Annotated in this window: 23 protein-coding genes and 3 tRNA genes; 7 read left to right on the plus strand and 19 right to left on the minus strand. The window is 72.5% G+C overall.

Going from position 1 to position 24110, the window contains the following annotated elements; genetic code table 11:
• Positions 1–33: 33 nt before the first annotated feature.
• Positions 34–843, minus strand: coding sequence for a lysophospholipid acyltransferase family protein (locus ACFO4E_RS13440; RefSeq protein ID WP_378574419.1), 810 nt, complete (start codon positions 841–843; stop codon positions 34–36).
• A 285-nt stretch (positions 844–1128) separates the two neighbouring features.
• On the opposite strand from ACFO4E_RS13440, the gene cofC reads away from it, so the two are divergent.
• Entirely contained in the window at positions 1129–1779 is a 651-nt protein-coding gene (gene cofC, locus ACFO4E_RS13445; protein ID WP_378574421.1) for a 2-phospho-L-lactate guanylyltransferase, read from the plus strand.
• 177 nt (positions 1780–1956) lie between these two features.
• Here cofC and ACFO4E_RS13450 read toward each other — a convergent pair whose 3' ends face one another.
• The 4 genes from ACFO4E_RS13450 to leuC all read right to left on the minus strand — a co-directional run bounded on the left by ACFO4E_RS13450 (position 1957) and on the right by leuC (position 4554).
• A complete protein-coding gene (locus ACFO4E_RS13450; RefSeq protein ID WP_378574423.1) occupies positions 1957–2238 on the minus strand; it encodes an HU family DNA-binding protein in 282 nt (93 codons plus the stop codon).
• Between the two features lie 79 nt (positions 2239–2317).
• Positions 2318–2644 (minus strand): SCO5555 family protein, encoded by a 327-nt coding sequence (locus ACFO4E_RS30175; RefSeq protein ID WP_465263132.1) that lies wholly within the window; start codon positions 2642–2644, stop codon positions 2318–2320.
• A complete protein-coding gene (gene leuD / locus ACFO4E_RS13455) occupies positions 2536–3126 on the minus strand; it encodes a 3-isopropylmalate dehydratase small subunit (protein WP_378574425.1) in 591 nt (196 codons plus the stop codon). The genes ACFO4E_RS30175 and leuD overlap by 109 nt, the downstream gene beginning before the upstream one ends.
• 30 nt (positions 3127–3156) lie before the next feature.
• Positions 3157–4554: a 3-isopropylmalate dehydratase large subunit gene (gene leuC / locus ACFO4E_RS13460; protein WP_378574427.1), complete on the minus strand. Its 1398-nt coding sequence runs from the start codon at positions 4552–4554 to the stop codon at positions 3157–3159.
• Between the two features lie 246 nt (positions 4555–4800).
• On the opposite strand from leuC, the gene ACFO4E_RS13465 reads away from it, so the two are divergent.
• A complete protein-coding gene (locus ACFO4E_RS13465; RefSeq protein ID WP_378574553.1) occupies positions 4801–5484 on the plus strand; it encodes an IclR family transcriptional regulator in 684 nt (227 codons plus the stop codon).
• 141 nt (positions 5485–5625) lie between these two features.
• On the opposite strand, the gene ACFO4E_RS13470 is transcribed toward ACFO4E_RS13465, so the two are convergent.
• From ACFO4E_RS13470 to ACFO4E_RS13495, 6 genes are all read right to left on the minus strand, one after another.
• On the minus strand, positions 5626–6753 hold the full coding sequence (locus tag ACFO4E_RS13470; RefSeq protein ID WP_378574428.1) for a PQQ-dependent sugar dehydrogenase: 1128 nt from the start codon (positions 6751–6753) through the stop codon (positions 5626–5628).
• Positions 6754–6897: 144 nt separating this feature from the next.
• A tRNA-Glu gene (locus tag ACFO4E_RS13475) sits at positions 6898–6970 on the minus strand.
• 126 nt (positions 6971–7096) lie between these two features.
• Positions 7097–7169: transfer RNA gene (locus ACFO4E_RS13480), tRNA-Glu, on the minus strand.
• Positions 7170–7235: 66 nt separating this feature from the next.
• A tRNA-Gln gene (locus ACFO4E_RS13485) sits at positions 7236–7310 on the minus strand.
• Between the two features lie 127 nt (positions 7311–7437).
• Positions 7438–8889 (minus strand): glutamate--tRNA ligase, encoded by a 1452-nt coding sequence (gene gltX / locus ACFO4E_RS13490; RefSeq protein WP_378574430.1) that lies wholly within the window; start codon positions 8887–8889, stop codon positions 7438–7440.
• Between the two features lie 76 nt (positions 8890–8965).
• On the minus strand, positions 8966–9766 hold the full coding sequence (locus ACFO4E_RS13495) for a fumarylacetoacetate hydrolase family protein (protein ID WP_378574432.1): 801 nt from the start codon (positions 9764–9766) through the stop codon (positions 8966–8968).
• A 485-nt stretch (positions 9767–10251) separates the two neighbouring features.
• Here ACFO4E_RS13495 and ACFO4E_RS13500 point away from each other — a divergent pair, with 485 nt between their 5' ends.
• The 4 genes from ACFO4E_RS13500 (at position 10252) to ACFO4E_RS13515 (ending at position 12374) form a co-directional block, all read left to right on the plus strand.
• Positions 10252–10683: an SRPBCC family protein gene (locus ACFO4E_RS13500; protein ID WP_378574434.1), complete on the plus strand. Its 432-nt coding sequence runs from the start codon at positions 10252–10254 to the stop codon at positions 10681–10683.
• Between the two features lie 137 nt (positions 10684–10820).
• Positions 10821–11249, plus strand: a complete 429-nt coding sequence (locus ACFO4E_RS13505; RefSeq protein WP_378574436.1) for an SRPBCC family protein — start codon at positions 10821–10823, stop codon at positions 11247–11249.
• A 244-nt stretch (positions 11250–11493) separates the two neighbouring features.
• A complete protein-coding gene (locus tag ACFO4E_RS13510; RefSeq protein WP_378574437.1) occupies positions 11494–11955 on the plus strand; it encodes an SRPBCC family protein in 462 nt (153 codons plus the stop codon).
• A 47-nt stretch (positions 11956–12002) separates the two neighbouring features.
• Positions 12003–12374 (plus strand): antibiotic biosynthesis monooxygenase family protein, encoded by a 372-nt coding sequence (locus tag ACFO4E_RS13515; RefSeq protein ID WP_378574439.1) that lies wholly within the window; start codon positions 12003–12005, stop codon positions 12372–12374.
• A 63-nt stretch (positions 12375–12437) separates the two neighbouring features.
• Here the strand turns inward: ACFO4E_RS13515 and ACFO4E_RS13520 are convergent, their stop codons facing one another.
• Positions 12438–12908, minus strand: a complete 471-nt coding sequence (locus ACFO4E_RS13520; RefSeq protein WP_378574440.1) for a hypothetical protein — start codon at positions 12906–12908, stop codon at positions 12438–12440.
• 5 nt (positions 12909–12913) lie between these two features.
• Between ACFO4E_RS13520 and ACFO4E_RS13525 the strand changes: the two genes are divergently transcribed.
• A complete protein-coding gene (locus ACFO4E_RS13525; protein ID WP_378574442.1) occupies positions 12914–13687 on the plus strand; it encodes a DUF3152 domain-containing protein in 774 nt (257 codons plus the stop codon).
• A gap of 28 nt (positions 13688–13715) precedes the next feature.
• On the opposite strand, the gene cimA is transcribed toward ACFO4E_RS13525, so the two are convergent.
• The 7 genes from cimA to ACFO4E_RS13560 form a co-directional block, all read right to left on the minus strand.
• A complete protein-coding gene (cimA, locus tag ACFO4E_RS13530) occupies positions 13716–15299 on the minus strand; it encodes a citramalate synthase (protein WP_378574444.1) in 1584 nt (527 codons plus the stop codon).
• A gap of 349 nt (positions 15300–15648) precedes the next feature.
• A complete protein-coding gene (locus ACFO4E_RS13535) occupies positions 15649–16767 on the minus strand; it encodes a branched-chain amino acid aminotransferase (protein WP_378574445.1) in 1119 nt (372 codons plus the stop codon).
• A 269-nt stretch (positions 16768–17036) separates the two neighbouring features.
• Entirely contained in the window at positions 17037–18101 is a 1065-nt protein-coding gene (locus ACFO4E_RS13540; protein WP_378574447.1) for a 3-isopropylmalate dehydrogenase, read from the minus strand.
• 734 nt (positions 18102–18835) lie between these two features.
• Entirely contained in the window at positions 18836–20422 is a 1587-nt protein-coding gene (serA, locus tag ACFO4E_RS13545) for a phosphoglycerate dehydrogenase (RefSeq protein WP_378574449.1), read from the minus strand.
• Between the two features lie 196 nt (positions 20423–20618).
• On the minus strand, positions 20619–21614 hold the full coding sequence (ilvC, locus tag ACFO4E_RS13550) for a ketol-acid reductoisomerase (RefSeq protein WP_378574451.1): 996 nt from the start codon (positions 21612–21614) through the stop codon (positions 20619–20621).
• A 99-nt stretch (positions 21615–21713) separates the two neighbouring features.
• The gene (ilvN, locus tag ACFO4E_RS13555) at positions 21714–22238 is read right to left on the minus strand and encodes an acetolactate synthase small subunit (RefSeq protein WP_378574453.1); all 525 of its coding nucleotides are present in this window, start codon (positions 22236–22238) and stop codon (positions 21714–21716) included.
• A gap of 32 nt (positions 22239–22270) precedes the next feature.
• Positions 22271–24031: an acetolactate synthase large subunit gene (locus ACFO4E_RS13560; protein ID WP_378574455.1), complete on the minus strand. Its 1761-nt coding sequence runs from the start codon at positions 24029–24031 to the stop codon at positions 22271–22273.
• Positions 24032–24110: the final 79 nt, after the last annotated feature.

Genomic DNA, 24110 nt, shown 5'->3' on the forward strand with positions numbered 1-24110 from the left:
CTCGTGGTGTAGGTCTCGCCGCGGTGCCGGTGGTCACGACGGCCGGCCGGAGCCGGTCCCGTCCCCGTCGCCCGGGCCGTCGGCTTCGGGGTCCGCGGGCGCCGCCGGCTCCGCGGTGAGCTTCTCCTGCCGGGCCTGGCGGGGGTCGAAGGGGACCGCCGGGGGCTCCTCGCCGCGGATGCCCGCCTGGAGCAGGGTGATGTCGCGCATGATGTCGGCGGTGGCGTCCTTGAGCAGCGTGGCCGTGATCGGCCGGTCGCGGTAGGCCGACAGGTCGACGGGCGGCCCGGCGACGATGCGCACGCGCTTGCGCGGGAACGGGCGGAGCCTGGCGGTGCCGTAGCGGAGCAGGTCCTGCTCGCCCCAGTGGGCGAGGGGGATGACGGGCACGCCGGTGGTCAGCGCCAGCCGCGCCACGCCGGTCTTGGCCGTCATGGGCCACAGGCCGGGGTCGCGCGTGCAGGTGCCCTCGGGGTAGATGATGACCGACGACCCGTCGCGGGTGAGCGCCTCCTCGGCGGCGTGCAGCGCCTTGATGGCGTCGGTGCTGCCGCGCTTGACCGGGATCTGCCCGGTGCTGCGGGCGACGGCGCCCACCACCGGGATGCGGAAGACGCCCTCCTTGGCGGTGAAGGTGGGCCAGCGCTTCCCGGCCACGTACAGGTAGTGCGCGATCGACATCGGGTCCGCCATCGACAGGTGGTTGGCGGCGAGGATCACGCCTCCGTCGCGCGGGATGTTCTCCTGCCCGCTCCACTCGGCCTTGGTCACGGCCGTCATGATCGGGCGGACGATGGAGGCCACGACCGCCTTCACCCACCGCGATTCCCGTTGCTGTGCCACTGGCTCCTCCGACTGCTCCCGATGCCGCCCTTGCGGGCGCGCCCGCCGGCCGTGTGCCGGGGGGACCGCGCGCGGTTCCCCCGGCCGCGTGCGGAAGGATCAGTCTAGGCCGAAGCGGTGATCACCGACGTCGCCGCCTCCCGCCGCGGGGCGGCCGGTACCGGCGCGACCGGCGCATTACGATGCTGCGCGGAGGCGCCGCGCGCTCCCGGGAATGCGCGCGTGCGTGCCCGCGCTATCACGTTCGCGCCCCGCGCCGGCGGGGTGGCCGAAAGGGTGGTGAGGGTGGTCGAACCGGATGCCCGGTGGGCGCTGGTGGTCCCGGTCAAGCGGCTCTCGGGGGCGAAGTCGCGGCTGGCGCGCCTGGCCGGCCCGCACCGCGCCGACCTCGCTCTGGCGATCGCCGCCGACACCGTGCTGGCCGCGGCGCGCTCCGCGCGCGTGGCGGCGGTGCTCGTCGTCACCGACGACCCGCGGGCCGCGGGCGCGCTGGGCGGCATGGGGGCGGGCGTCATCGGCGGCGAGCCCGGGACGGGGCTCAACCCCGCTCTCCTGCACGGCGCGGCCGAGGCCGCCCGGCGCCACCCCGGGCTGGGCGTGTGCGCGCTGTCGGCCGACCTGCCCGCTCTGCGTCCGGCCGAACTCGACCTGGTGCTGGCCGCGGCCGCCGGGCATGCCACGTCCTTCCTCGCCGACGCCCCCGGGATCGGCACGACGCTCTACGCCGCGTCGCCCGGTGCGGCGTTCGCGCCGGCGTTCGAGGGGGCGTCGCGGCGCCGGCACGCCGACGGCGGCGCCGCCGAACTGGCGGGGGCGGGGGTACCCAGTGTGCGGCGCGACGTCGACACCCCCGGCGACCTGCGCGAGGCGGTCGCCCTCGGCGTGGGCCCGCACACGGCCGAGCTGCTGCCGCGCCTGGGACCGGCGAAGGTGTGAGGGCGAGGCGGGGCGAAGCCGGGCCGGCGCGCTACGGCGGCCTTCCGCCCCCGCACCCGCCCTGAACGCCGCCACCGTCACGGTGCTCCCGCGTCGGCCGGCCCGCACCCGTCCGTACGCGCGCCGCCCGGGTCCTCTCGGGGGACCCGGGCGGCGTGCGGTGCGGTGTTCGTGCGCCTACTTCTTCTTCGTGTTCACCAGGGCCTTGAAGTCGGCCCCGGGACGGAACTTCGGCACGAAGCTCGCCGGGACGGCGATGCTCGCCCCGGTGGCGGGGTTGCGGGCCGTGCGAGCGGCGCGTTCGGACTTCTCGAACACACCGAACCCGGTGATGGCGACCTTGTCGCCCTTGGCGACGGTCTTCTGGATGGTCTCCAACACTGCGTTGACGGCCTCGGTGGCGGTCTTCTTGTCACCGAGCCGGTCGGAGATGGCGTCGATCAGGTCACGCTTGTTCATGTGGTTCCTCCGGTTCCCCCTTGCTCGCACGAAATTAGGGGACGTGGGTGCTCCTGCACAAACACAAACGCCTGAATCTTCAGCGTGTCGGGGGCTTCTCTACCTGCGGCGGGAGCTCTTCGAGCATCTTGTCGAGACGCTCCGACGCGCGCACAGGATCCCGTTTGACCGCTTCCGTGACCGTCAAAAGCCTACGTATGACGGGAATCCGGACACCCTCGGGGAGAGCGTTGGCGCGGCGGTGCGCGTCCCGCAGACGCCGCGCCAAATCCGAGTAAAATTCCGGGCTTTCCGGTTCTACTGGGTGACCGGAAGCCACGACTTGCGCCGCTGCTCGTAGCCGTCGATGTCCTCCGTGTGGCGGAGGGTGAGGGCGATGTCGTCCAGTCCCTCCATCAGCCGCCACCGCGTGTAGTCGTCCAGCTCGAACCGCTCGGTGACGCCCGGGGCGCGCACCTGGCGCTCGACGAGGTCGACCGTGATCTCCGTCTCAGGGTCGGCCTCGACCATCTCCCACAGCCGCCCGATGACCTCCTGGGGCAGCAGCACGGTCAGCAGCCCGCCCTTGAGCGAGTTGCCGCGGAAGATGTCGCCGAAGCGCGGGGCGAGCACGGCCTTGAACCCGTAGTCCTGGAGCGCCCACACGGCGTGCTCGCGGGAGGACCCGGTGCCGAAGTCGGGGCCGGCGATGAGCACGCTGCCCTCGGCGAACTCCGGCTTGTTCAGCACGAATTCGGGGTCGTTGGCGCGCCACGCGGCGAACAGGCCGTCCTCGAACCCGGTACGGGCGACCCGCTTGAGGTAGACGGCGGGGATGATCTGGTCGGTGTCCACGTTGCTGTGGCGCAGCGGCACGGCGCGGCCGGTGTGGACGGTGAACTTCTCCATGTCGGCGGTTCCCTCGTGGTCTCGGGCGGTCTAGAGGTCGGCGGGCGAGGACAGGGTGCCCCGGACCGCCGTCGCGGCGGCGACCAGCGGCGATACCAGGTGGGTGCGCCCGCCCTTGCCTTGGCGGCCCTCGAAGTTCCGGTTGGAGGTCGAGGCGCTGCGCTGGCCCGGCTTGAGCTGGTCGGGGTTCATCCCCAGGCACATCGAGCAGCCGGCCTCGCGCCACTCGGCGCCCGCGGCGGTGAAGACCTCGCCCAGCCCTTCGGCGTTGGCCTGCTCCTTGACCCGCATGGACCCGGGTACCACCAGCATGCGCACGCCGTCGGCCACCCGGCGGCCGCGGATGACCTCGGCGGCGGCGCGCAGGTCCTCGATCCGGCCGTTGGTGCACGAGCCCAGGAAGACGGTGTCGACCGGGACCTCGCGCAGCGGGGTGCCGGGACGCAGGTCCATGTAGGCCAGCGCCTTCTCGGCGGCGGCCCGCTGGCTGGGGTCGTCGAAGCCGGCGGGGTCGGGAACGGACGCGTCCAGCGGAGCGCCCTGGCCGGGGTTGGTGCCCCAGGTGACGAACGGGCTGAGCGCGTCGGCGTCGAGCACGACCTCCTTGTCGAAGACCGCGCCGTCGTCGCTGCGCAGGCCCTGCCAGTGCGCGACGGCGGCGTCCCATTCGACGCCCTCCGGCGCGTGCGGGCGGCCCTTGATGTAGTCGAAGGTGGTCTCGTCCGGCGCGATCATCCCGGCGCGCGCGCCGGCCTCGATCGACATGTTGCAGACGGTCATGCGGGCTTCCATCGACAGCCGCCGGATCGCCTCGCCGCGGTACTCGATGACGTAGCCCTGGCCGCCGCCGGTGCCGATCTCGGCGATCACCGCGAGGATGATGTCCTTGGCGGTCACACCGGGCTTGAGCTCGCCCTCGACCGTGACGGCCATGGTCTTGAACGGGGCCATGGGCAGCGTCTGGGTGGCGAGCACGTGCTCGACCTGGCTGGTGCCGATTCCGAAGGCCAGCGCCCCGAACGCGCCGTGGGTGCTGGTGTGGCTGTCGCCGCAGACGACGGTCATGCCCGGCTGGGTGAGCCCGAGCTGGGGCCCGACCACGTGCACGATGCCCTGGTCGATGTCGCCCATGGGGAAGAGCCGCACGCCGAACTCCGAGGCGTTCTTGCGCAGCGTCTCGATCTGCGTGCGCGAGACCTGGTCGGCGATCGGCCCGAGGATGTTCTCCGTGGGGACGTTGTGGTCCTCGGTCGCGACGGTGAGGTCGGGGCGGCGGACGGGGCGGCCGGCGAGCCGGAGCCCCTCGAACGCCTGCGGGCTGGTGACCTCGTGCACCAGGTGCAGGTCGATGTAGAGCAGGTCGGGCTCGCCATCCGCACGCCGGACGACGTGCTCCTCCCAGACCTTCTCGGCCATCGTGCGTGCCATGGACGACGCCTCCTCGCGTCTCGACTGCCATGCGGGTTTCTCGCCGCCGCGCACGCGCCACTCCGGTCGGCGGACCCGGTGCCGGCGGGACCGCTCCCGTCCGCCGAACGCGATCCGCGGACGTCCCTGGTGGCGCGCGTCCGCCGTGCGGGGCCGGACGGACTTGCATTCCAAATAGCGAGACGGCAATATCAAGCCATGGACAACTCTAGCTCATCCAGTGGCGTCGGTGTCCTGGACAAGACGATGTCCGTCCTGGACGCCCTGGAATCGGGCCCGGCCTCCCTCGCCCAGCTCGTGCGCATCACCGGCCTGGCGCGGCCGACCGCCCACCGCCTGGCCGTCGCCCTGGAGCGCCACCGCATGGTCACGCGCGACAGCCAGGGCCGCTTCGTCCTCGGCCCCCGCCTGGGCGAGCTGTCCATCGCCACCGGCGAGGACCGGCTGCTCGCCATCGCCACCCCGGTCCTGGTGCAGCTGCGCGACCTCACCGGCGAGAGCGCCCAGCTCTACCGCAGGCAGGGCGACGTCCGCGTCTGCGTGGCCGCGGCCGAGCGCGCCAGCGGGCTCCGCGACACCGTGCCCGTGGGCACCGAACTGCCCATGAACGCCGGGTCGGCCGCGCAGGTCCTGCTGGCCTGGGAGGACACCGACCGCATCCGCCGCTCGCTGCGCGGCGCGCACTTCACCTCCGCCAGCCTGACCCAGGTGCGCCGGCGCCGCTGGGCGCAGAGCGTCGGCGAGCGCGAGCAGGGGGTGGCGTCGGTGTCCGCCCCGATCAATGGGCCGGGCGGGCGCGTCATCGCCGCCGTCTCGGTGTCGGGGCCGCTGGAGCGCCTCACCCGCTCCCCCGGCCGCCTGCACGCCCAGGCCGTCACCTCGGCCGCGGAGAAGATCAACGAGTCCCTGCACAGCGACAACGGGGGCTGATACCGGCCGGCCGGACCCGGCCGGGCCCGCCGTGACCGGGGCGCTCCGCGCGGCTCCCCCGCCCACGCACGGCCCCGCCGCCCCACGCCGGGGACGTCCACCGCACCGCCGACGCGGCTTCGGCCCGCTCCGCCCGCCTGCTCAGTCGCCCATGGGGACGGCGAGGATGCGGTCGTCGCCGTCGCGCGGATCGCCGCGGCCGTCGGTGTTGCTGGTGCCCACCCAGATGGCGGTGCCGCCGGGGACGGCGGCGACCGCGCGCAGGCGGCCGTAGGCCCCGGTGAAGAGCGCCTCGGGCTCGCCCACCGGGTTCGCGGAGTCGCCGGTCAGCGGCACCCGCCACAGGCGTTCGCCGCGCAGTGCCGCCACCCACAGCGAGTCCCCGGCCACGGCCGCGCCGCTCGGCGACGCCTCGTCGGTGGTCCAGGTGACCACCGGGTCGATGTAGCCCGCGCGGTCGCCCACCCCTTCGACTTCGGGCCAGCCGTAGTTGCCGCCCGGCACGATCACGTTGACCTCGTCGTAGGTGTCCTGGCCGAACTCGGTGGCGTAGAACACGCCGTCGTCGTCCCAGGCCAGGCCCTGGACGTTGCGGTGCCCGTAGCTGTAGACGAGGTTGTCGAACGGGTTGTCGGGCACGGGGCCGCCGTCGGGGGTCATCCGCAGGATCTTGCCGCCGAGCTCGTCGACCCGCTGGGACAGCGACTCGTCGCCGGCGTCGCCCGTGGCCGCGTACAGCATGCCGTCGGGCCCGAAGGCGAGCCGGCCCCCGTTGTGGACGCCCGCCCGGGGGATGCCGTCGACCAGCACCTCCGGGGCGCCGAGCCCGGTCCGCGGGTCGTAGCTCATCCGGGCGATCCGGTTGTCGGCCTCGGCCGTGTAGTACACGTAGACGTCGGGGGTGTCGCCGCCGCCCGGCCGCACGGCGAGGCCGAGCAGCCCGCCCTCGCCGCGGGCGACGACGCCGTCGACCGTGCCCACCGGGGTGGTCTCGCCGTCGGGCCGGACCCGCACGATCCGCCCGGAGTCGCGTTCGGTGACCAGCGCGGCGCCGTCGGGCAGGAAGCCGATGGCCCAGGGCACCTCAAGGCCGGTGGCGACGTCGGCCGGCTCCCCCGGCGGCGCAAGCCGCGCCATGGGCGTGGGCGTGGTCTCGGTGCCGCCGCCGCGCGCCCCCTCCGCGGAGCCGCCGTCCGAGCAGGCGGTCGCGAGCAGAGCGACGGCGATCACGGCGGCGCCCGCGCGCGCCCGGCCCCGGTATCTCAGCATGGTCTGATCCTGCCCAGTTCCACCGCGTTCCCAACCGGGCACGGACGGCGACCGCGCCCGGCGACGGGCGGTGGCGGCGTTCCCGCAGGCCGGGCGCTGAGGCGGCATGGAAAAAGGCCCCACCCTGACGGGTGGGGCCTTCGGTACCCCCGAGCGGATTCGAACCGCCGTTACCGCCTTGAGAGGGCGGCGTCCTAGGCCACTAGACGACGGGGGCGCATGGGAAATGCGGTGGGGCGATCTTATCGGAGCATGCCGACCGGTTCGTCCCATTCGGATACCGGACCGGAGTCCGGATCCCAGAAAAATGGATCCCGGAAATATGGGAGCCTCTCCCTGTGCGTACCCCCGAGCGGATTCGAACCGCCGTTACCGCCTTGAGAGGGCGGCGTCCTAGGCCACTAGACGACGGGGGCCTGCTGATCGCCTGAACGATCGGACCGGCGAACCGGACCGCAACGGAATCCACCAGGGGAAACCGATGGCTGGGGTACCAGGACTCGAACCTAGACTAACTGAACCAGAATCAGTCGTGCTGCCGATTACACCATACCCCAGTGCTTTATCAGGGCCGGTTCCGTGTGGTCCCGTGCCCCTCGGCGCAGGCATAACTTTAGCGGACATCCGGAGTGCTCGCGAACCGGTTGCCGCGGCGGCCGGGCCCCGCCCGGCCGCCGCCACCGTCTACTCCGACGCGCCGGCCGCGGCCTCACGGGCGGTCAGCTCGGCGAGCGCGGCCGCCAGGCGCGCCCGGACGCGCTCGCGGCCCAGCAGCTCCAGGGACTCGAACAGCGGAAGCCCGACCGTGCGCCCGGTGACGGCGACGCGGATCGGGGCCTGCGCCTTGCCGAGCTTCAGCCCGAGGCCGGTGCCGACCTCCTCCAGGGCGGCCTTGAGCGGTTCGGCCTCCCACGCCAGCCCGGGGTCGGCGAACCGCTCCAGCGCGGCCGTCAGCATCTCGGCGCCGACACCGGGCTTCATCGCCTTGGACCAGCTCTTCTCGTCCTCGACCGGCGCGTCCAGGAAGAGGAAGTCCACGTTGGGCACGATCTCGGAGAGCACGGTCACCCGGCTCTGCGCCAGCGGCGCGATCGCGCGGAACACGGCGTCGTCGTAGTTCTCCGCCGGCCACGGCGCGGTGCCGGGCGCCAGCCACGGCCGGCAGCGCTCGGCGAACTCGTCGGCGCTCAGCGCGCGGATGTACTCGCCGTTGAACGCCCGCAGCTTCTTCTCGTCGAAGAACGCGCTGGAGCTGTTCACCTCGGAGATCCGGAACAGGGGTTCCATCTCTGACCACGGCATGATCTCGCGGTCCTCGCCCGGCGCCCAGCCCAGCAGCATGAGGTAGTTCACCATCGCCTCGGGCAGGTACCCCTCGCCCTGGTAGGACTCCAGGGCCACCTTGTCGCGGCGCTTGGACAGCTTCTGCCGCTTCTCGTTGACGATCACCGGCAGGTGCGCCCACCCGGGCGGGGTGTGGCCGAGCGCCTCCCACAGCAGCTGCTGCTTGGGGGTGTTGGACAGGTGCTCCTCGCCGCGGATCACCTCGTTGATGCCCATCTCGACGTCGTCCACCACGTTGGCCAGGACGAACAGCGGCGAGCCGTCGGCGCGGGCGATCACGAAGTCCTCGATCGAGGCGTTGTCGAACTCGACCCTGCCGCGGATCTGGTCGTCGACGACGGTCGGCCCGCCGTCGGGCACCCGGAAGCGCAGCGCGCGGCCGGGACCCGGCTCCAGGCCGCGGTCGCGGCAGAAGCCGTCGTAGCCCAGGTGCGGGTTGTCGCGACGCTCCTGCACCTGCTCGCGCGTGCAGTCGCAGAAGTACGCCTTGCCGTCCTTGTACAGCCGCTCGGCGGTCTCGCGGTGCTTGTCGGCGTAGGCGGACTGGAAGTAGGGGCCCTCGAAGTGGGGGTCGGCCTCGCTGATGCCCAGCCAGGCCAGCGCCCTGATGATGCCCTCGGTCCACTCCGGTTTGTTGCGGGCCGCGTCGGTGTCCTCGATGCGGAGCACGAACTCGCCGCCGGATCGCTGTCGGGCCAGGGCCCAGTTGAAGAGCGCGGACCGCGCGCCGCCAACGTGGAACATGCCGGTCGGGGACGGCGCGAAGCGCACGCGAATCGGAGTCTCAGTCACGCTCTCCAGCCTACCGACGCCGCCACCCGCCCACGTGGCCGAACTCCGGCGGCCCGCCCGGCACCGCGGCGGCGGCTCAGTCGCGCGTGACGACGCGGTTGGTGAGGTCGCCGATGCGTTCGATGGAGACGGTGACCTGGGACCCCACGCTCATCGGGCCCACTCCGGCCGGGGTGCCGGTGAGGAGGACGTCGCCGGGGAGAAGGGTCATGAACGAGGTCACGTAGGCGATCAGCGCGGGGATGTCGTGAATGAGCGACGACGTCCGGCCGTCCTGCCTGAGCTCGCCGTCGAGGGTGGCGGTCACCCGCAGGTCCGACGCCTCTTCCAGGGTGAGGCCGGTCTCGATCCAGGGGCCGATCGGGCAGAAGGAGTCGAAGCCCTTCGCGCGGGTCCACTGCTTGTCGCTCTTCTGGAGGTCGCGCGCGGTGACGTCGTTGGCGCAGGTGTAGCCGAAGATGACGTCCTTGGCGCGTTCGGGCGGCACCTCGCGGCAGACGCGTCCGATGACGATGGCCAGCTCGGCCTCGAAGTCGACCCGCTCGGAGATCGCGGGGCGGAACACGGGGTCGCCGGGGCCGGCCACGGCGGTCGACGGCTTGAGGAAGACCACGGGCTCCTCGGTGGAGGCCCCGGTGATGTCCTGCATCTCCGCGACGTGGTCGGCGTAGTTCTTCCCGATGCACACGACCTTGCTCGGCAGGACCGGCGACAGCAGGCGGACGTCGTCCAGCTTCGCGCGCTCGCCGGCGAGCCGGATGTCGCCCATGAGCGGGTGGCCGCTGATCCGGGAGACGAACAGCTCCCCGCTGTCGTCGTCCGTATCGATCAGACCGAACCCGACCTCGTCACCGGACGAGAATCTCGCGATGCGCACGTTGTCCCCTAGCTGTCCACTGCGGAATCCGACGGCCCCAGGCTACCGAGGGCGGTGACGGCGCCGCGGACAGGCCGGGCGCAACGTTAGACCCCCGTCCGCGCCGGGTAGCGGGGCGGCGACGGCGCGGACGGTCCGCGCGCGGTCCGGCCGAAGGGGGGCGGCGATGGCGCGCTCCAGCGGTGGGCGGGACCGTGAGCCCCTCGGCCATGAACCGGAGCGGACACACGACCGCCGGTTCGCGCCGGTCCTCCGCCCCACGGGCGGCGGCGACCGCCCGGACGAGGCCGGGGTACACCCTCCGGGGCGCAAGGTGACCGGAACGGGTGTGCCCACATCGGTGCCCGCCGACGCCGACACCGATGTGCGCTCCCCCGACGAGGGCCCGGCGCCCGGCACCTCCGCGCACGAGAACGAACCCCGGCCGTGACGGCGCGGCGCCCCTTGCCCGGCGCCGGCGCGGGAGGGGGTACGGAGGTGCGGACATGGCCGATGTGACCGTGGCGATCGACGTCGACGTCCCGTGCCGCGCCGCCTACGACCAGTGGACCCGGTTCGAGGAGTTCCCCGACTTCATGCCCAACCTGCTGCGCCTGGAGCGGCCGGACGACACGCACATCCGCTGGGTGATCAACCTCTACGGCGAACCGATGACGTTCGACGACGTGATCACCCAGCAGGTCCCGGGCGACCGGATCGCCTGGCGCACCGCCGACGGCGACACCGGCCACACGGCGCTGGTGACCTTCCGCCCGATCGGGGAGTCGGCGTGCCGGATCACCTTCTCGCTGACCACCTATCCCGAGGGAGCCGCCGAGCAGTTCGGCGACCAGCCGGGTGTCGAGAAGGGCCGGGCGATGGGGGTCCTGCGCAGCTTCAAGAAGCACATGGAGGCCACGTGGACGCCCCCCGCGTGACGGGGCCCCCGGCGTCCCGCCGCCGGGCGGGAACGTTACCCGGCCCGGCTCGCGGGTAGCCGTAGGTCCGGCGAACGGAGCGCGACCCGGCACCGGTGCCGCCGCCCGGCCGACCACCGCGACGAGGAGGTACCCGCGTGGCCGACGTGAGTGTCGCCGTCGATGCGGCCGTACCGGCCCGGGTCGCCTACGACCAGTGGACCCGGTTCGAGGAGTTCCCCGACTTCATGCCCACGGTGCTCGCGTTCGACCACCCTGACGAGCTCAGCCTGAAGTGGACCCTCCTCGACGCCACCGGCCGGAGGCAGACGATGGAGGCCGAGATCACCGAGCAGGTCCCCGGTGAGCGGATCTCCTGGCGCGGCACGAACGGCGACTTCGCCGGAATCGTGACCTTCCGGCCGACCGGCGATGCGACGTGCCGGATCACCCTCCAGCACAGCACGTTCCCCGAGGGCGACATGGGGCAGTTCGGCGACCAGCCGGGGCTGGAGAAGGAGCGCACCAGGGACAACCTGGTGAGCTTCAAGAAGCACGTCGAGGCCGCGTGGACGACGCCGGACTGACGCCGCCCCCTCCGAGCAGGCTCGGCGTCCGCGGACGCCGTCCGCGGACGCGGTGGACGTTATCCGGCACCGCCGGGGGGTAGCCGCACCGCCGAGGGCGCGGCGTATCCGCGAGGACGGCGCCCCGGGACAACGGGGCGACAGCGGTGGACCCCCACCCCTTCCCGTCGCGCGACGGCCCCGTTCCGGCGGACCGCCGCTGCCCGGCACATGCCGCGAAGAAGCGACGACGGAGGTTAAGGACATGTCCGACGTGATGGCGACGATCGATGTCGACGTGCCGGTCCGGACGGCCTACGACCAGTGGACCCAGTTCGAGGAGTTCCCCGAGTACATGGGCGGCGTCTCGGAGGTGGTGCAGCGCGACGACACCCACCTCAGCTGGCTGATCGACATCGCCGGACAGAAGCGGACGTTCGACGCCGAGATCACCGAGCAGGTGCCCGACGAGCGCATCGCCTGGCGCACCACCGACGGCACCACCCACGCCGGGGTGGTGACCTTCCACCGGACCGGCCCGGACACGAGCCGGGTCACGCTCCAGCTGACCACGGTCCCCGAGGGCGCGGTGGAGCAGCTCGGCGACAAGCTCGGTCTGGTGCAGAACCGCGCGAAGAACGACATGCGGCGCTTCAAGGACCACATCGAGTCGCGGCGCATGCCTTCGGGCGCCTGGCGGGGCGAGGTCCCGCGGTCCGAACCGTGAGCCGGGGGCGGCACCCGCCCTCGGCGGACGTGGGCCAGACTGGTCCCATGAGCATCGTGAAGTTCAACGTCCTGACGGTTCCCGAGGACGCCCGGGCGACGCTGGAAGAGCGGTTCGCCGGGCGGGCCGGGCTGGTCGAGAACCAGCCCGGGTTCGAGGAGTTCCAGCTGCTGCGGCCGGTCGAGGGGACCGACCGCTACCTCGTCTACACCCGCTGGCGCGACGAGGAATCGTTCCAGAACTGGCTGAAGAGCGACGCGTTCCGGCGCGGGCACGCCCAGGCCGCCGAAGGCCGTTCCGAGGGCTCCGCGCCCGCCGGCCACGGCCATGGGCACGGGCACGGGCACGGCGGCCCGGCCGCCGCCTCCAGCGAGCTGTGGGGCTTCGAGGTCGTGGAGCACGTGTCGGCCCAGGGCTGAGGACCGCCTTCGAGGGGGCCGGGCGCGGCGCGCTGAACCCGCCGCGCCCGGCCCCCGATGCGGTCACCCGGTCTTGGGCGCGCAGCCCATGCCGATGTAGGCGCAGCCGGTGCCGTCCGGCAGGGCGGAGAACACCACGGGCATCCAGTCCTCGCTGAAGGCCCCGGCGCCGGAGGCGGCGAACACGCTCTCCGACACCGGCAGCAGGTCGGCCACGAGCGGCGGGGACAGCTCCTTCATGCCGCCGACGAACTCGTACACCAGGTGCGGGGTGCCGTCGCGCTCGCCGACGGTGATGACGACGCCTTCGCGCGTGTAGGTGCCGGCGAACGGGGCGATGTCGACGGCCGGCGGCGGGTCGGCCGGAGCGAAGGGCGCGGGCATCCGCACCCCGGCCAGTCCGCTGAGCAGCGCGGAGTCCTCGGCCGCCGGGGCCGCGGGGCGGGCCGGTCCGCCCTCCGGAGTGTCCCCCTCCCCGGCGGGCCCTGATTCTGGGATGCTGTTACCACGCAGTACCCCGGACCAGAAAGGCATTCCGGTTGCCCACGCCCGAGCCCGATACGGCACGACAACGGCGTCCGCGGGGGCGCCATCGACGCCGCTGGTCACTGGAGTCCCTGCTCGGGCTCGCCGTCATCACGGCGGCCGTCGGGCTGCTGGTGCTCGAACGGGCCGATCCCGAACCCCGGGCGGACGCGTCCGGGGAGCGCGCCACCGCCACCGGGCCCGGAGCGCCCGGCGCGCCACCGGCCGACCCCCCGGTCCTGCTCCGCTCCGTCGTCGACGAGGTGAGCGGCGGCAGCGGCGAACTCGAGGTCGTCGACGGCGAGGGCGAGGCCGTCGGCGACGGCGTCCTTCGGCGCTACCTCGTGGAGGTCGAACAGGGCCTGCCGGGCGACTCCCGCGACTTCGCGGCCGCCGTCGAGCAGATCCTCGGCGACGGCGAGCGCGGCTGGGCCGCCGACGAGGGCGTGGCGCTCCAGCGGGTCGACGCCGAGCCGGTGGCCTTCCGCGTCACCCTGGCGGCCCCGGAGACCGTTGACGAGATGTGCGCCCCGCTCCGGACCGGCGGTGCCCTCTCCTGCTCCCGGGACGGCCGGGCCATCATCAACCAGAACCGCTGGGTGAGCGGGGTGGAGCACTTCGACGGCGACCTCGAGACCTACCGGATCTACGTGATCAACCACGAGGTGGGCCACGCGCTGGGCCACGGCCACGTGAACTGCACCGGCCGCGGCGCTCCCGCGCCCGTCATGCAGCAGCAGACGTTCGCCCTGAACGGCTGCGAGCCCAACGGCTGGCCGAACCCCTGACCGCGCCGCGCCCCCGCGCCGGGCGGCCTCACCCCTCGGGCCGCTCCCCGCGGAGCAGGCCGTAGGTGAACGCCTGCTCCAGCGCGATCCACGACGCGTCGATGACGTTCTCCCCCACCCCGACCGTGGTCCACTCGCCGCGCCCGTCGCCGAACGTGATGAGGATGCGGGTGATCGCGTCGGTTCCCGACGCGCCTTCGAGGATGCGGACCTTGTAATCGGTCAGCTCGAACCCGCTCAGCGCCGGGTGGGCGCCCTCGGCCGCCGCGCGAAGGGCGCGGTCCAGCGCGTTGACGGGGCCGTTGCCCTCGGCGGTGGCGATGACGCGGTCGCCGCCCACGTCCAGCTTCACCGTCGCCTCGGTGATGCCGCCGCCGTCGGCCCGCCGTTCGGTGATCACCCGCCAGGACTCCGCGGTGAAGTACCGCGCCGGCCGGCCCAGCTCGGCGCGCAGCAGCAGCTCCAGCGACGCGTCGGCCGCCTCGAAGCTGTAGCCGTCCTGCTCCATGCGCTTGACCCGGTCGACGACGCGCCCCAGCAGCTCGCGGTCGCCGCCGAGGTCGACCCCCAGCTCCTTGGCCTTCAGCTCCACCGAAGCGCGCCCGGCCATGTCGGACACCAGCATCCGCATGTCGTTGCCCACCAGGGCCGGGTCGATGTGCTGGTAGAGGTCGGGGTCGACCTTGATGGCCGAGGCGTGCAGGCCCGCCTTGTGGGCGAACGCGGACACGCCGACGTAGGGCTGGTGCGTGGCGGGGGCGATGTTCACCAGCTCGGCGATGGCCTGGGAGACCCGGGTGGTCTCGGCCAGGCAGCCCGCGGGCAGGACGTCGCGGCCGTGCTTGAGGGCCAGCGCCGCGACGACGGAGAACAGGTCGGCGTTGCCCACGCGTTCGCCGTAGCCGTTGGCGGTGCACTGCACGTGGGTGGCCCCGGCGTCGACCGCGGCGAGGGTGTTGGCGACGGCGCACCCGCTGTCGTCCTGGGCGTGGATGCCCACGCGCGCGCCGGTCGCCGCGCGCACCTCGGCGACGATGCGGCCGATCCGCTCCGGGAGCATGCCCCCGTTGGTATCGCACAGCACCACGACGTCGGCGCCCGCCTCGGCTGCGGTGCGCACCACCGCGGTGGCGTAGCCGGGGTCGTACAGGTGGCCGTCGAAGAAGTGCTCGCAGTCGACGAAGACGCGCTGCCCGTGGGCGCGCAGATGGGCGACGGTGTCGGCGATCATCGCCAGGTTCTCCTCGCCGGTGGTGCGCAGGGCGCGCTCGACGTGCCGGCCGTCGCTCTTGGCGACCAGGGTGACGACCGGCGCGCCGGAGTCGCGCAGAGCGGCGACCTGCGGGTCATCGGCCGCCCGCACACCGGGACGGCGGGTCGCGCCGAACGCGGTGAGCCGCGCGTGCTTCAGCGCGAGCTCTCGTGAAGCCCGCTCGAAGAACTCGGTGTCCTTGGGGTTCGCGCCCGGCCAGCCGCCCTCGATGAAGCCGACACCGTACGCGTCGAGCAGGCGCGCGATCGCGATCTTGTCGGCGACGGTGAGGGTGATGCCCTCACGCTGGGCGCCGTCGCGCAGGGTGGTGTCGAAGACGTGGAAACCGTCGTCTGGCATGGCCGGAACTCCCGGGTGGACGAAGGGTGTGGTCGCTGGTGTGCTGTCGCCGGTGCCGCTGACGGCCCGCCGGGCAATAAAAAAGACCCCTCGTGGACACGAGAGGTCGGCGCGCCGGCGGGGTCCGTGATCAGCCGGCGCGCCTCACGATAATCGTCAGCTGAGACGGCACGGCGCCAGTCTGCCACAGGGCGTCGGCGAAGTACGAGTTCAGGGGGCATGCGTCTCGCATGCTGATACCGCGGGCACGCGAATTGGGACAGTCGGTGCACACCGGGCGGGGCCCGGCGCGGAGCGGCCCGCCGGGGAACCGGACGGGCCGCGGGCCGTCACCGGGCCGCCGCCGGGGTCACCCCATGCGGCGCACCCAGCCGTGGTGGTCGGTGCGGGTGCCGTACTGGAGGGCGACGAGCTCCTCGCGCAGGCGCATGGTCACCGGGCCGGGCGAGCCGTCGCCGATCGGGTATTCGCCGTGGGAGCTCTTGACGTGGCCGACCGGGGTGATGACGGCCGCGGTACCGCAGGCGAAGACCTCGGTGAGCTCGCCGGATTCGGCGGCCGAGCGCCACTGGTCGATGGACAGGCGGCCCTCCTCGACCGGATAGCCCAGCTCGGGGGCGAGTCCGAGCAGGGAGTCGCGCGTGATGCCGGGGAGCAGGGTTCCGGTCAGCGCGGGTGTGAGCAGGCGCGCGGAGTCGCCCGAGCCGAAGACGAAGAACAGGTTCATCCCGCCCATCTCCTCGACCCAGCGGTGCTCGACGGCGTCGAGCCAGACGACCTGGTCGCAGCCCTGCTCGACCGCCTGGGCCTGGGCGAGGAAGCTCGCGGCGTAGTTGCCGGCGAACTTGGCCTCGCCGGTGCCGCCGGGCGCGGCACGGGTGTAGTCCTCGCCGAGCCAGACCGTGACCGGCCGGACGCCGCCGGAGAAGTAGGCCCCCGAGGGGGAGGCGATGAGGACGAACAGGTAGCTGCGCGACGGGTTGTTGACGCCGAGGCCGACATCGGTGGCGAACATGAACGGCCGCAGGTACAGGCTGCTGTTGTCCTGCGTGGGGACCCATGCGGAGTCGTGTTCGAGCAGGGTGGTGATGGCGCCGAGGAAGAGGTCCTCGGGCAGCTCCGGCATCGCCATGCGCCGCGCGCTGCGGTTGAACCGCGCCGCGTTGGCGTCGGGCCGGAAGACGGCGACGGAGCCGTCGGGGTGGCGGTAGGCCTTCAGGCCCTCGAAGATCTCCTGCGCGTAGTGGAGCGCGGCGGTGGCGGGGTCGAGCGTGATCGGGCCGTAGGGCTCCAGGCGGGGGTCGTACCAGCCCTTGCCCTCGGCGTAGCGGATGGTGACCATGTGGTCGGTGAACACGGTGCCGAACCCGGGACTGTCCAAGAGCTCCGCTCGCTCCTGCGGGGTCTTCCGCTGGGCTGAGAGCCGGATGTCGAACGTCAACCCGCTTGTGGTGGTGCTGCTGTCCATGGGTGGTCAAGTCCTCTCGGGTGCATCAGGTCGGCAGCGCCGCCGACCTGCGATCTAGTTTGACTGAAGGGGCGCACCCGCGGATAGGCCGTGTTCGCCCCTGTGGACGGACGCGGCCGGTCCGGCCTCTGCGGCCGGAGAGCGGACAGCGGGCGCGCCGCGGTGTGCTCCGCGCCCGCTGCGGTACGCCCGCCGCCCATCAGTCCCCATGACAGCGGTGTCCGCCCCGGCCGCGCCGTGGTGTGCCGGCAGGGCCGAGGCGTCGTGGCTCAGCCCTGCTCGGCTACTCGGCGGGCGATGTCGTCGCCGATCCGTGGGGTGGAGCGCTCGCCGCCGTCCTTGGCGCGGGCCTGGAGGTCCTCGGCGACGGCGCGCTCGATGCGGCCGGCGGCGTCGGGCAGGCCCAGGTGGTCCAGCAGCAGCGCCGAGGAGAGGATGGTGGCGGTGGGGTCGGCGACGCCCCGGCCGGCGATGTCGGGGGCCGATCCGTGGACGGGCTCGAACATGCTGGGGAAGGCGTTCTCGGGGTTGATGTTGCCGCTGGCGGCCAGTCCGATGCCGCCCGCCACGGCCGCGCCGAGGTCGGTGAGGATGTCGCCGAACAGGTTGTCGGTGACCACGACGTCGAAGCGCCCCGGCTGGGTCACGAAGAACATGGTGGCGGCGTCGACGTGCAGGTAGTCGACGGCGACCTGGGGGTACTCCGCGCCGACCTCGCGCACCACGCGCTGCCAGAGCTCCCCGGCGAAGGTGAGCACGTTGTCCTTGTGCACCAGGGTGAGCTTCTTGCGCGGGCGCTGCGCCGCCTTGGCGAAGGCGTAGCGGACCACGCGCTCGACGCCGAAGCGGGTGTTGACGCTGTCCTGGGTGGCGATCTCGCCGGGCGTGCCCTTGCGCATCACGCCGCCCATGCCGGCGTAGGGCCCCTCGGTGCCCTCGCGGACGACGAGCATGTCGATGTCCTCGGGGACGGTGCCGGCCAGCGGGGTGGCCACCCCCGGGTAGAGGCGCACCGGGCGCAGGTTGACGTAGTGGGCGAAGGAGAAGCGCAGGCGCAGCAGCAGGCCGCGTTCCAGGACCCCGCTGGGCACGGTGGGGTCGCCCACGGCGCCGAGGAGGATGGCCTCGTGGCCGCGCAGCTCCTCCTCGACGGAGTCGGGCAGGGTCTCGCCGGTGGCGTGCCACCGCTTGGCGCCCAGCTCGTATTCGGTGGTCTCCAGCGCGAGATCGTGCGCGGGGGCGGCGGCGGAAAGGACCTTCAGCCCTTCGGCGACGACTTCGGGCCCGATGCCGTCGCCGGGGATGACGGCCAACTTCACGGTGCGCTCAGCCATATAAGCCCAGCCTCTACTTCGGTGGTGGTCTCGGTGGCGCCCGGCGCCCAGGAGGCGGGCACCGGGTCGGCCGGCCCCTGACGTCTCACATCTCACATTATGAGACCAGAGGGAACGGTTTATGAGACAATTCTAGCGGCCCGCTGCGGCGCGCACCCCGCCGACCGGCGCATCCGCGCACGGCACGGCGGCCGCGCGGCACCGGAAGGGCGGCGGGTCAGCGGTCGATGCCCGCGGGCCCGCCGCCGTTGTCGCGGCGGTCCAGGGCGTCCTGGAGCGCGCGGGCGGTCTCGTCGTCGGCGTCGTTGCGGGACGGGGTGAGGTCGTACACGGGATCCCCCTTGGAGTCGAGGCGCGGCCCCGGGTACGGCGGACGGGCACGGGCCGGTCGCCGTTGCGGATGAAGCCGCGATGTGCGGCCGCGGGACGCGGTGGCGCGGCCCGTCGGCGCGGTACGGGAACGGATGCGCGCGGGGCCCGGTGGGATCGCCGTACCGGGCGGCGCCCGCCGCGCCGGGCGGTGCGCCGGCGGCGGGGCGGGTGCGCGGGCGCGTCCCCGCCCCCCGGCCCGCGGGTTCGGCGGTCCGGCGGCACGGGCCAGCGTGATCGCTGCGCGCCCATCTCCTAGGACACCAGAATATCGGATGTCCGACTATGTGTCGGCGGTTGCGCGAAACGCGCGGGGCCGCCCGCACTGACGTGCGCGGACGGCCCCGGTGTCGCGATCGGCGGTGCTAGTCCAGGTCCACCTGGCGGGTGGTCTCGGCGGAGATCTCGGTGGAGATCGCGCCGAGCGTGGCCTCGGGGATGCGGGAGTCGACGGTCAGCGTGATCAGCGCCTTGCCGCCCTCCTGGTCCCGGCTGACCTGCATGCCCGCGATGTTGACGCCGGCGTCGCCGAGCAGCGCGCCCACGGTCCCGACGATGCCGGGGCGGTCGTCGTAGGACAGGAACGCCATGTGCTCGCTGAGGGTGATCTCCATGGTGTAGCCGTTGAGCCCGACCAGCTTCTCGGTGTGCCGCGGCCCCGACAGCGTGCCCGATACCGAGACGTTCTGGCCGTCGGGAAGCACCCCGCGCACCGTGATCAGGTTCCGCCAGTCGGAGTGGTCCTCGCTGGTGACGAGGTTGACCTCGACCCCGCGGTCCTTGGCCAGCAGCGGAGCGTTGACGAAGGTCACGGCCTCCTCGACCACGTCGCCGAACACGCCCTTGAGCGCGGCCAGCTCCACGACCTTGACGTCGTGCACCGCGATCTCACCGCGGACCTCGACGTCGATGCTGCTGGCCACACCGCCGGCGAGGGCGGTGAAGATGCGGCCGAGCTTCTCGGTCAGCGGGAGCCCCGGCTTGATCTCCTCGGCCACCGCGCCGCCCTGCACGTTCACGGCGTCGGGGACGAACTCGCCGGACAGCGCCAGCTTCACCGAGCGCGCCACCTGCGTGCCGGCCTTCTCCTGCGCCTCGTGGGTGCTGGCCCCCAGGTGGGGGGCGACCACGACGTTCTCGAACTCGAACAGCGGGCTGTCGGTGCAGGGCTCCTTGGCCCATACGTCGATGCCGGCGCCGCCGACGCGCCCCTCCTTGAGGGCGCGGTAGAGCGCGTCCTCGTCGAGGATCCCGCCGCGCGCGGCGTTGATGATCCGCACGTCCGGCTTGACCTTGCCCAGCGCGTCGTCGCCGATGAGGCCGACGGTGTCCTTGTTCTTGGGCAGGTGGATGGTGATGAAGTCGCTGCGCTCCAGCAGCTCGTCCAGGGTGACCATCTCGACGCCGATCTGCGCGGCGCGCGCGGGCTGCACGAACGGGTCGTAGGAGATCAGCCGGGTGCCGAACGCCGAGAGCCGCTGGGCGACCAGGGCGCCGATGCGGCCCAGGCCCACCACGCCCACGGTCTTGTCGTACAGCTCCACACCGGTGTACTTCGAGCGCTTCCACTCGCCGTTGATGAGGGCGTTGTGCGCCGGCGCGGTGTTGCGCGCCGAGGCCAGCAGCAGGTTGACGGCCTGCTCGGCCGCGCTGACGATGTTGGAGGTCGGGGCGTTCACGACCAGCACGCCGGCCTTGGTGGACGCCTCGACGTCGACGTTGTCCAGGCCGACGCCGGCGCGTGCCACCACCTTGAGCCGGGGGGCGGCGGCCAGGGCCTCGGCGTCGACCCGGGTCGCGCTGCGCACGATCAGGGCGTCGACGTCGGCGAGGGCCGGCAGCAGCTGGGACCGGTCGGCACCGTTGGTGTGGCGGACCTCGAAGTCCCCCTCCAACAGGGCGAGGCCGGCGGGCGAGAGTTCTTCGGCGACGAGTACGGCGGGCTTGGGCACAGCGAGATCCTTATACGGGTTGCGACGCGGACGCACCGGGGGCGGCCCCACGGCGGGGCCCGGTGGACTGTCCCCGGAAGTCTAGTGCGGTGGTGGGGAACGCGAGCGGAAAGGGTGGGGGTGGCCGTGCCGCCGCGCACGCCGTGGACCTGCGGCCGGCGGTCCGCCCCGCGGGGAGGCGGACCGCCGGGAGGGCTCAGCCCTTCAGCCAGCTCATGAGCGGGCGCAGCTCGGCGCCCACCTTCTCGATCGGCTCGTTCTGCTCGGCCTCGCGGCGCTTGAGGAAGTTGGGCCGGCCGGCGTCGAACTCGGCCACCAGCTCACGGGCGTAGCTGCCGTCGCGGATCTCGCCGAGGATGCGGCGCATCTCCTCGCGGGTCTGCTCGGTGACCACGCGCGGGCCGCGCGTGTAGCCGCCGTACTCGGCGTTGTCCGACACCGACCAGTTCATCTTGGAGATGCCGCCCTCGTACATGAGGTCGACGATCAGCTTCACCTCGTGCAGGCACTCGAAGTAGGCGACCTCGGGCTGGTAGCCGGCCTCGGTGAGGGTGGTGAACCCGGCCTTGATCAGCTCGGACAGGCCGCCGCAGAGCACGGCCTGCTCGCCGAACAGGTCGGTCTCGGTCTCCTCGGTGAAGGTGGTCTTCAGCGCGCCGGCGCGGGTGCCGCCGATGCCCTTGGCGTAGGACAGCGCGAGGTCCCAGGCGCCGCCGGTGGGGTTCTGCTCCACCGCGACCAGGACGGGCACGCCGCGCCCCTCCTCGAACTGGCGGCGGACCAGGTGGCCGGGGCCCTTGGGGGCGACCATCGCGACGTCGACGTCGGCCGGCGGCGTGATGAGGTCGTAGCGGATGCTGAAGCCGTGGCCGAAGAAGAGGGCGTCGCCGGCCTTGAGGTGGGGGGCGATCTCGTTGGCGTAGAGGTCGCGGTGGATGTGGTCGGGGACCAGGATCATGATCAGGTCGGCTTCCTGGGCCGCCACCGCGGGGGTGACGACGCGCAGGCCGGCCTCCTCGGCCTTGGCGCGGCTGCCCGAGCCCTCGGCGAGGCCCACGCGGACGTCCACGCCGGAGTCCCGCAGCGACAGCGCGTGCGCGTGCCCCTGGCTGCCGTAACCGATCACGGCGACCTTGCGTCCCTGGATGATGCTCAGGTCGGCGTTGTCGTCGTAGTACATCTCTGCTGCCACTTCGGCTTACTCCTTGTCGATGGGCGGGCTGTGGCCGGTCCGGCAGGGCGGCCGGGCCGGCGGTGGGTGGTCGGCGGTGGGACCGGGCGGCCGGAGCGCTCAGGCGCTCCGGTCGATGGCGCGCAACGAGCGGTCGGTGATCGACCTCGGCCCGCGGCCCAGCGCGACCAGCCCGGATTTGACCAGTTCCTTGATCCCGAACGGTTCGAGGTTGCGGATCAGCGCGTCGAGCTTCTCGGGCTTGCCGGTGGCCTCGATGACGACGACGTCGGGTCCGACGTCGACGACGTGCGCCCGGAACAGCTCCGCGGTCTGGATGACGTGCGGTCGGCTGCCGGCGTCGGCCTTGACCTTCGCGAGCAGGAGTTCCCTGCGCACGGAGGCGTCGTTGTCCATCTCGACGATCTTGATGACGTTGACCAGCTTGTTGAGCTGCTTGGTCACCTGCTCCAAGGGGTGGCGGTCGCAGTTGACCACGATCGTCATGCGGGACAGGCCCTCGTATTCGGTGGTGCTGACACTGAGGGAGTTGATGTTGAATCCGCGGCGGGAGAACAGCGCCGAGGCCCTGGCGAGGATGCCCGGGGTGTCTTCCACGAGGACGGAGAGCGTGTGCTGGGTCATGCGAGAGTCCGTTGCCCTTCCCTAGAGGCCCGTCAGTCCTCGTCGTCCCAGTCGGGCGCCATTTCGCGCGCGTACTGGATGCTGTCGTTGCTGGTGCCCGGGCCGACCATCGGCCAGACCATCGCGTCGTGGTTGACGGTGAAGTCGACGACCACCGGGGCGTCGTCGACGGCCATGGCCTTTTCGATGGTGGCGTCGATGTCCTCGGCCCGCTCGCAGCGCAGGCCGACACAACCGTACGCCTCGGCCAGGCGGACGAAGTCCGGGATGCGGACCTTCTCGTCCCTGGGCGCGGTCTGGAGGTCGGTGTTGGAGTAGCGGCCCTCGTAGAAGAGCGTCTGCCACTGGCGCACCATGCCGAGGTTGCCGTTGTTGACGACCGCGACCTTGATCGGGATGCCCTCGACGGCGCAGGTGGCGAGCTCCTGATTGGTCATCTGGAAGCAGCCGTCGCCGTCGATCGACCACACGGTCCGGCCGGGGTCGCCGACCTTGGCTCCGAGCGCAGCGGGCACCGAGAAGCCCATAGTGCCGAGGCCACCGGAGTTGATGAACGAACCGGGCTTCTCGTAGCCGATGAACTGGGCCGCCCACATCTGGTGCTGGCCGACCCCCGCGACGTAGGCGGCGTCGGGTCCGACGATCTCGCCCAGGCGCTGGATCACCTGCTGCGGGGCGAGACTACCGTCATCGGGCGCGTCATAGCCCAGCGGGTAGGTCTCGCGCAGCCGGTTGAGCTGTGACCACCAGGCGGCGTAGTCGCCCTGCCGGCCGGCGGTCTGGTCGTGGCGGACCGCCACGACGAGGTCGGCGATGACCTCGCGGCAGTCGCCGACGATCGGGACGTCGGCGTGACGGTTCTTGGAGATCTCGGCGGGGTCGATGTCGGCGTGGACGATCTTGGCGTCGGGCGCGAAGCTGTCGAGCCTCCCGGTGACGCGGTCGTCGAACCGGGCCCCGAGGGCGACGATCAGGTCGGCCTTCTGCAGCGCGCCCACGGCCGAGACGCTGCCGTGCATCCCGGGCATCCCCAGGTGCTGGGGGTGGCTGTCGGGGAAGACGCCGCGGGCCATGAGCGTGGTCACGACGGGCAGGCCGGTGAGTTCGGCCAGGACGCGCAGCTCCTGGCTGGCGCCGGCCCGCAGCACCCCGCCGCCGACGTAGAGCACGGGGCGGCGCGCGTCGGCGATCATCCGCGCGGCCTCGCGGACCTGCTTGCCGTGGGGCTTGCTCACGGGGCGGTAGCCGGGCAGGTCCAGGCGCTGGGGCCAGGTGTAGGCGGTCGTCGCCTGGAGCGCGTCCTTGGCGATGTCGACGAGGACCGGCCCGGGGCGGCCGGTGGAGGCGATGTGGAACGCCTCGGCGATGGTCCGGGGGATGTCGGCGGCATCGCGGACCAGGTAGTTGTGCTTGGTGACGGGCTGGGTGATGCCGCAGATGTCGGCTTCCTGGAAGGCATCGGTGCCGATGGAGGGGGTGGCGACCTGTCCGGTGATCGCGACCATCGGCACGGAGTCCATGTGGGCGTCGGCGAGCGGGGTGACCAGGTTGGTCGCTCCGGGCCCGCTGGTGGCCATGCAGACCCCGGGGCGGCCGGTGGCATAGGCGTACCCCTCGGCCGCGTGCCCGGCGCCCTGCTCATGGCGCATGAGGATGTGCCGCACAGCGGCGGAATCGTAGAGGGGGTCGTAGGCCGGGAGGATCGCACCGCCGGGGATCCCGAAAACCACGTCGACACCGGCATGCTCCAGTGACCTGATGAGCGATTGGGCTCCGGTCATCTGCTCGGTCATCACAAGATCCTTTGGAGGGTCGTCGTCGGGTGTGCCTGGCAACAAAAAACCCCCCACCGCCGGGATGCGGTTGAGGGGA

The organism is Nocardiopsis mangrovi (assembly GCF_042653925.1).
GTDB classification, from domain to species: Bacteria; Actinomycetota; Actinomycetes; order Streptosporangiales; family Streptosporangiaceae; genus Nocardiopsis_B; species Nocardiopsis_B mangrovi.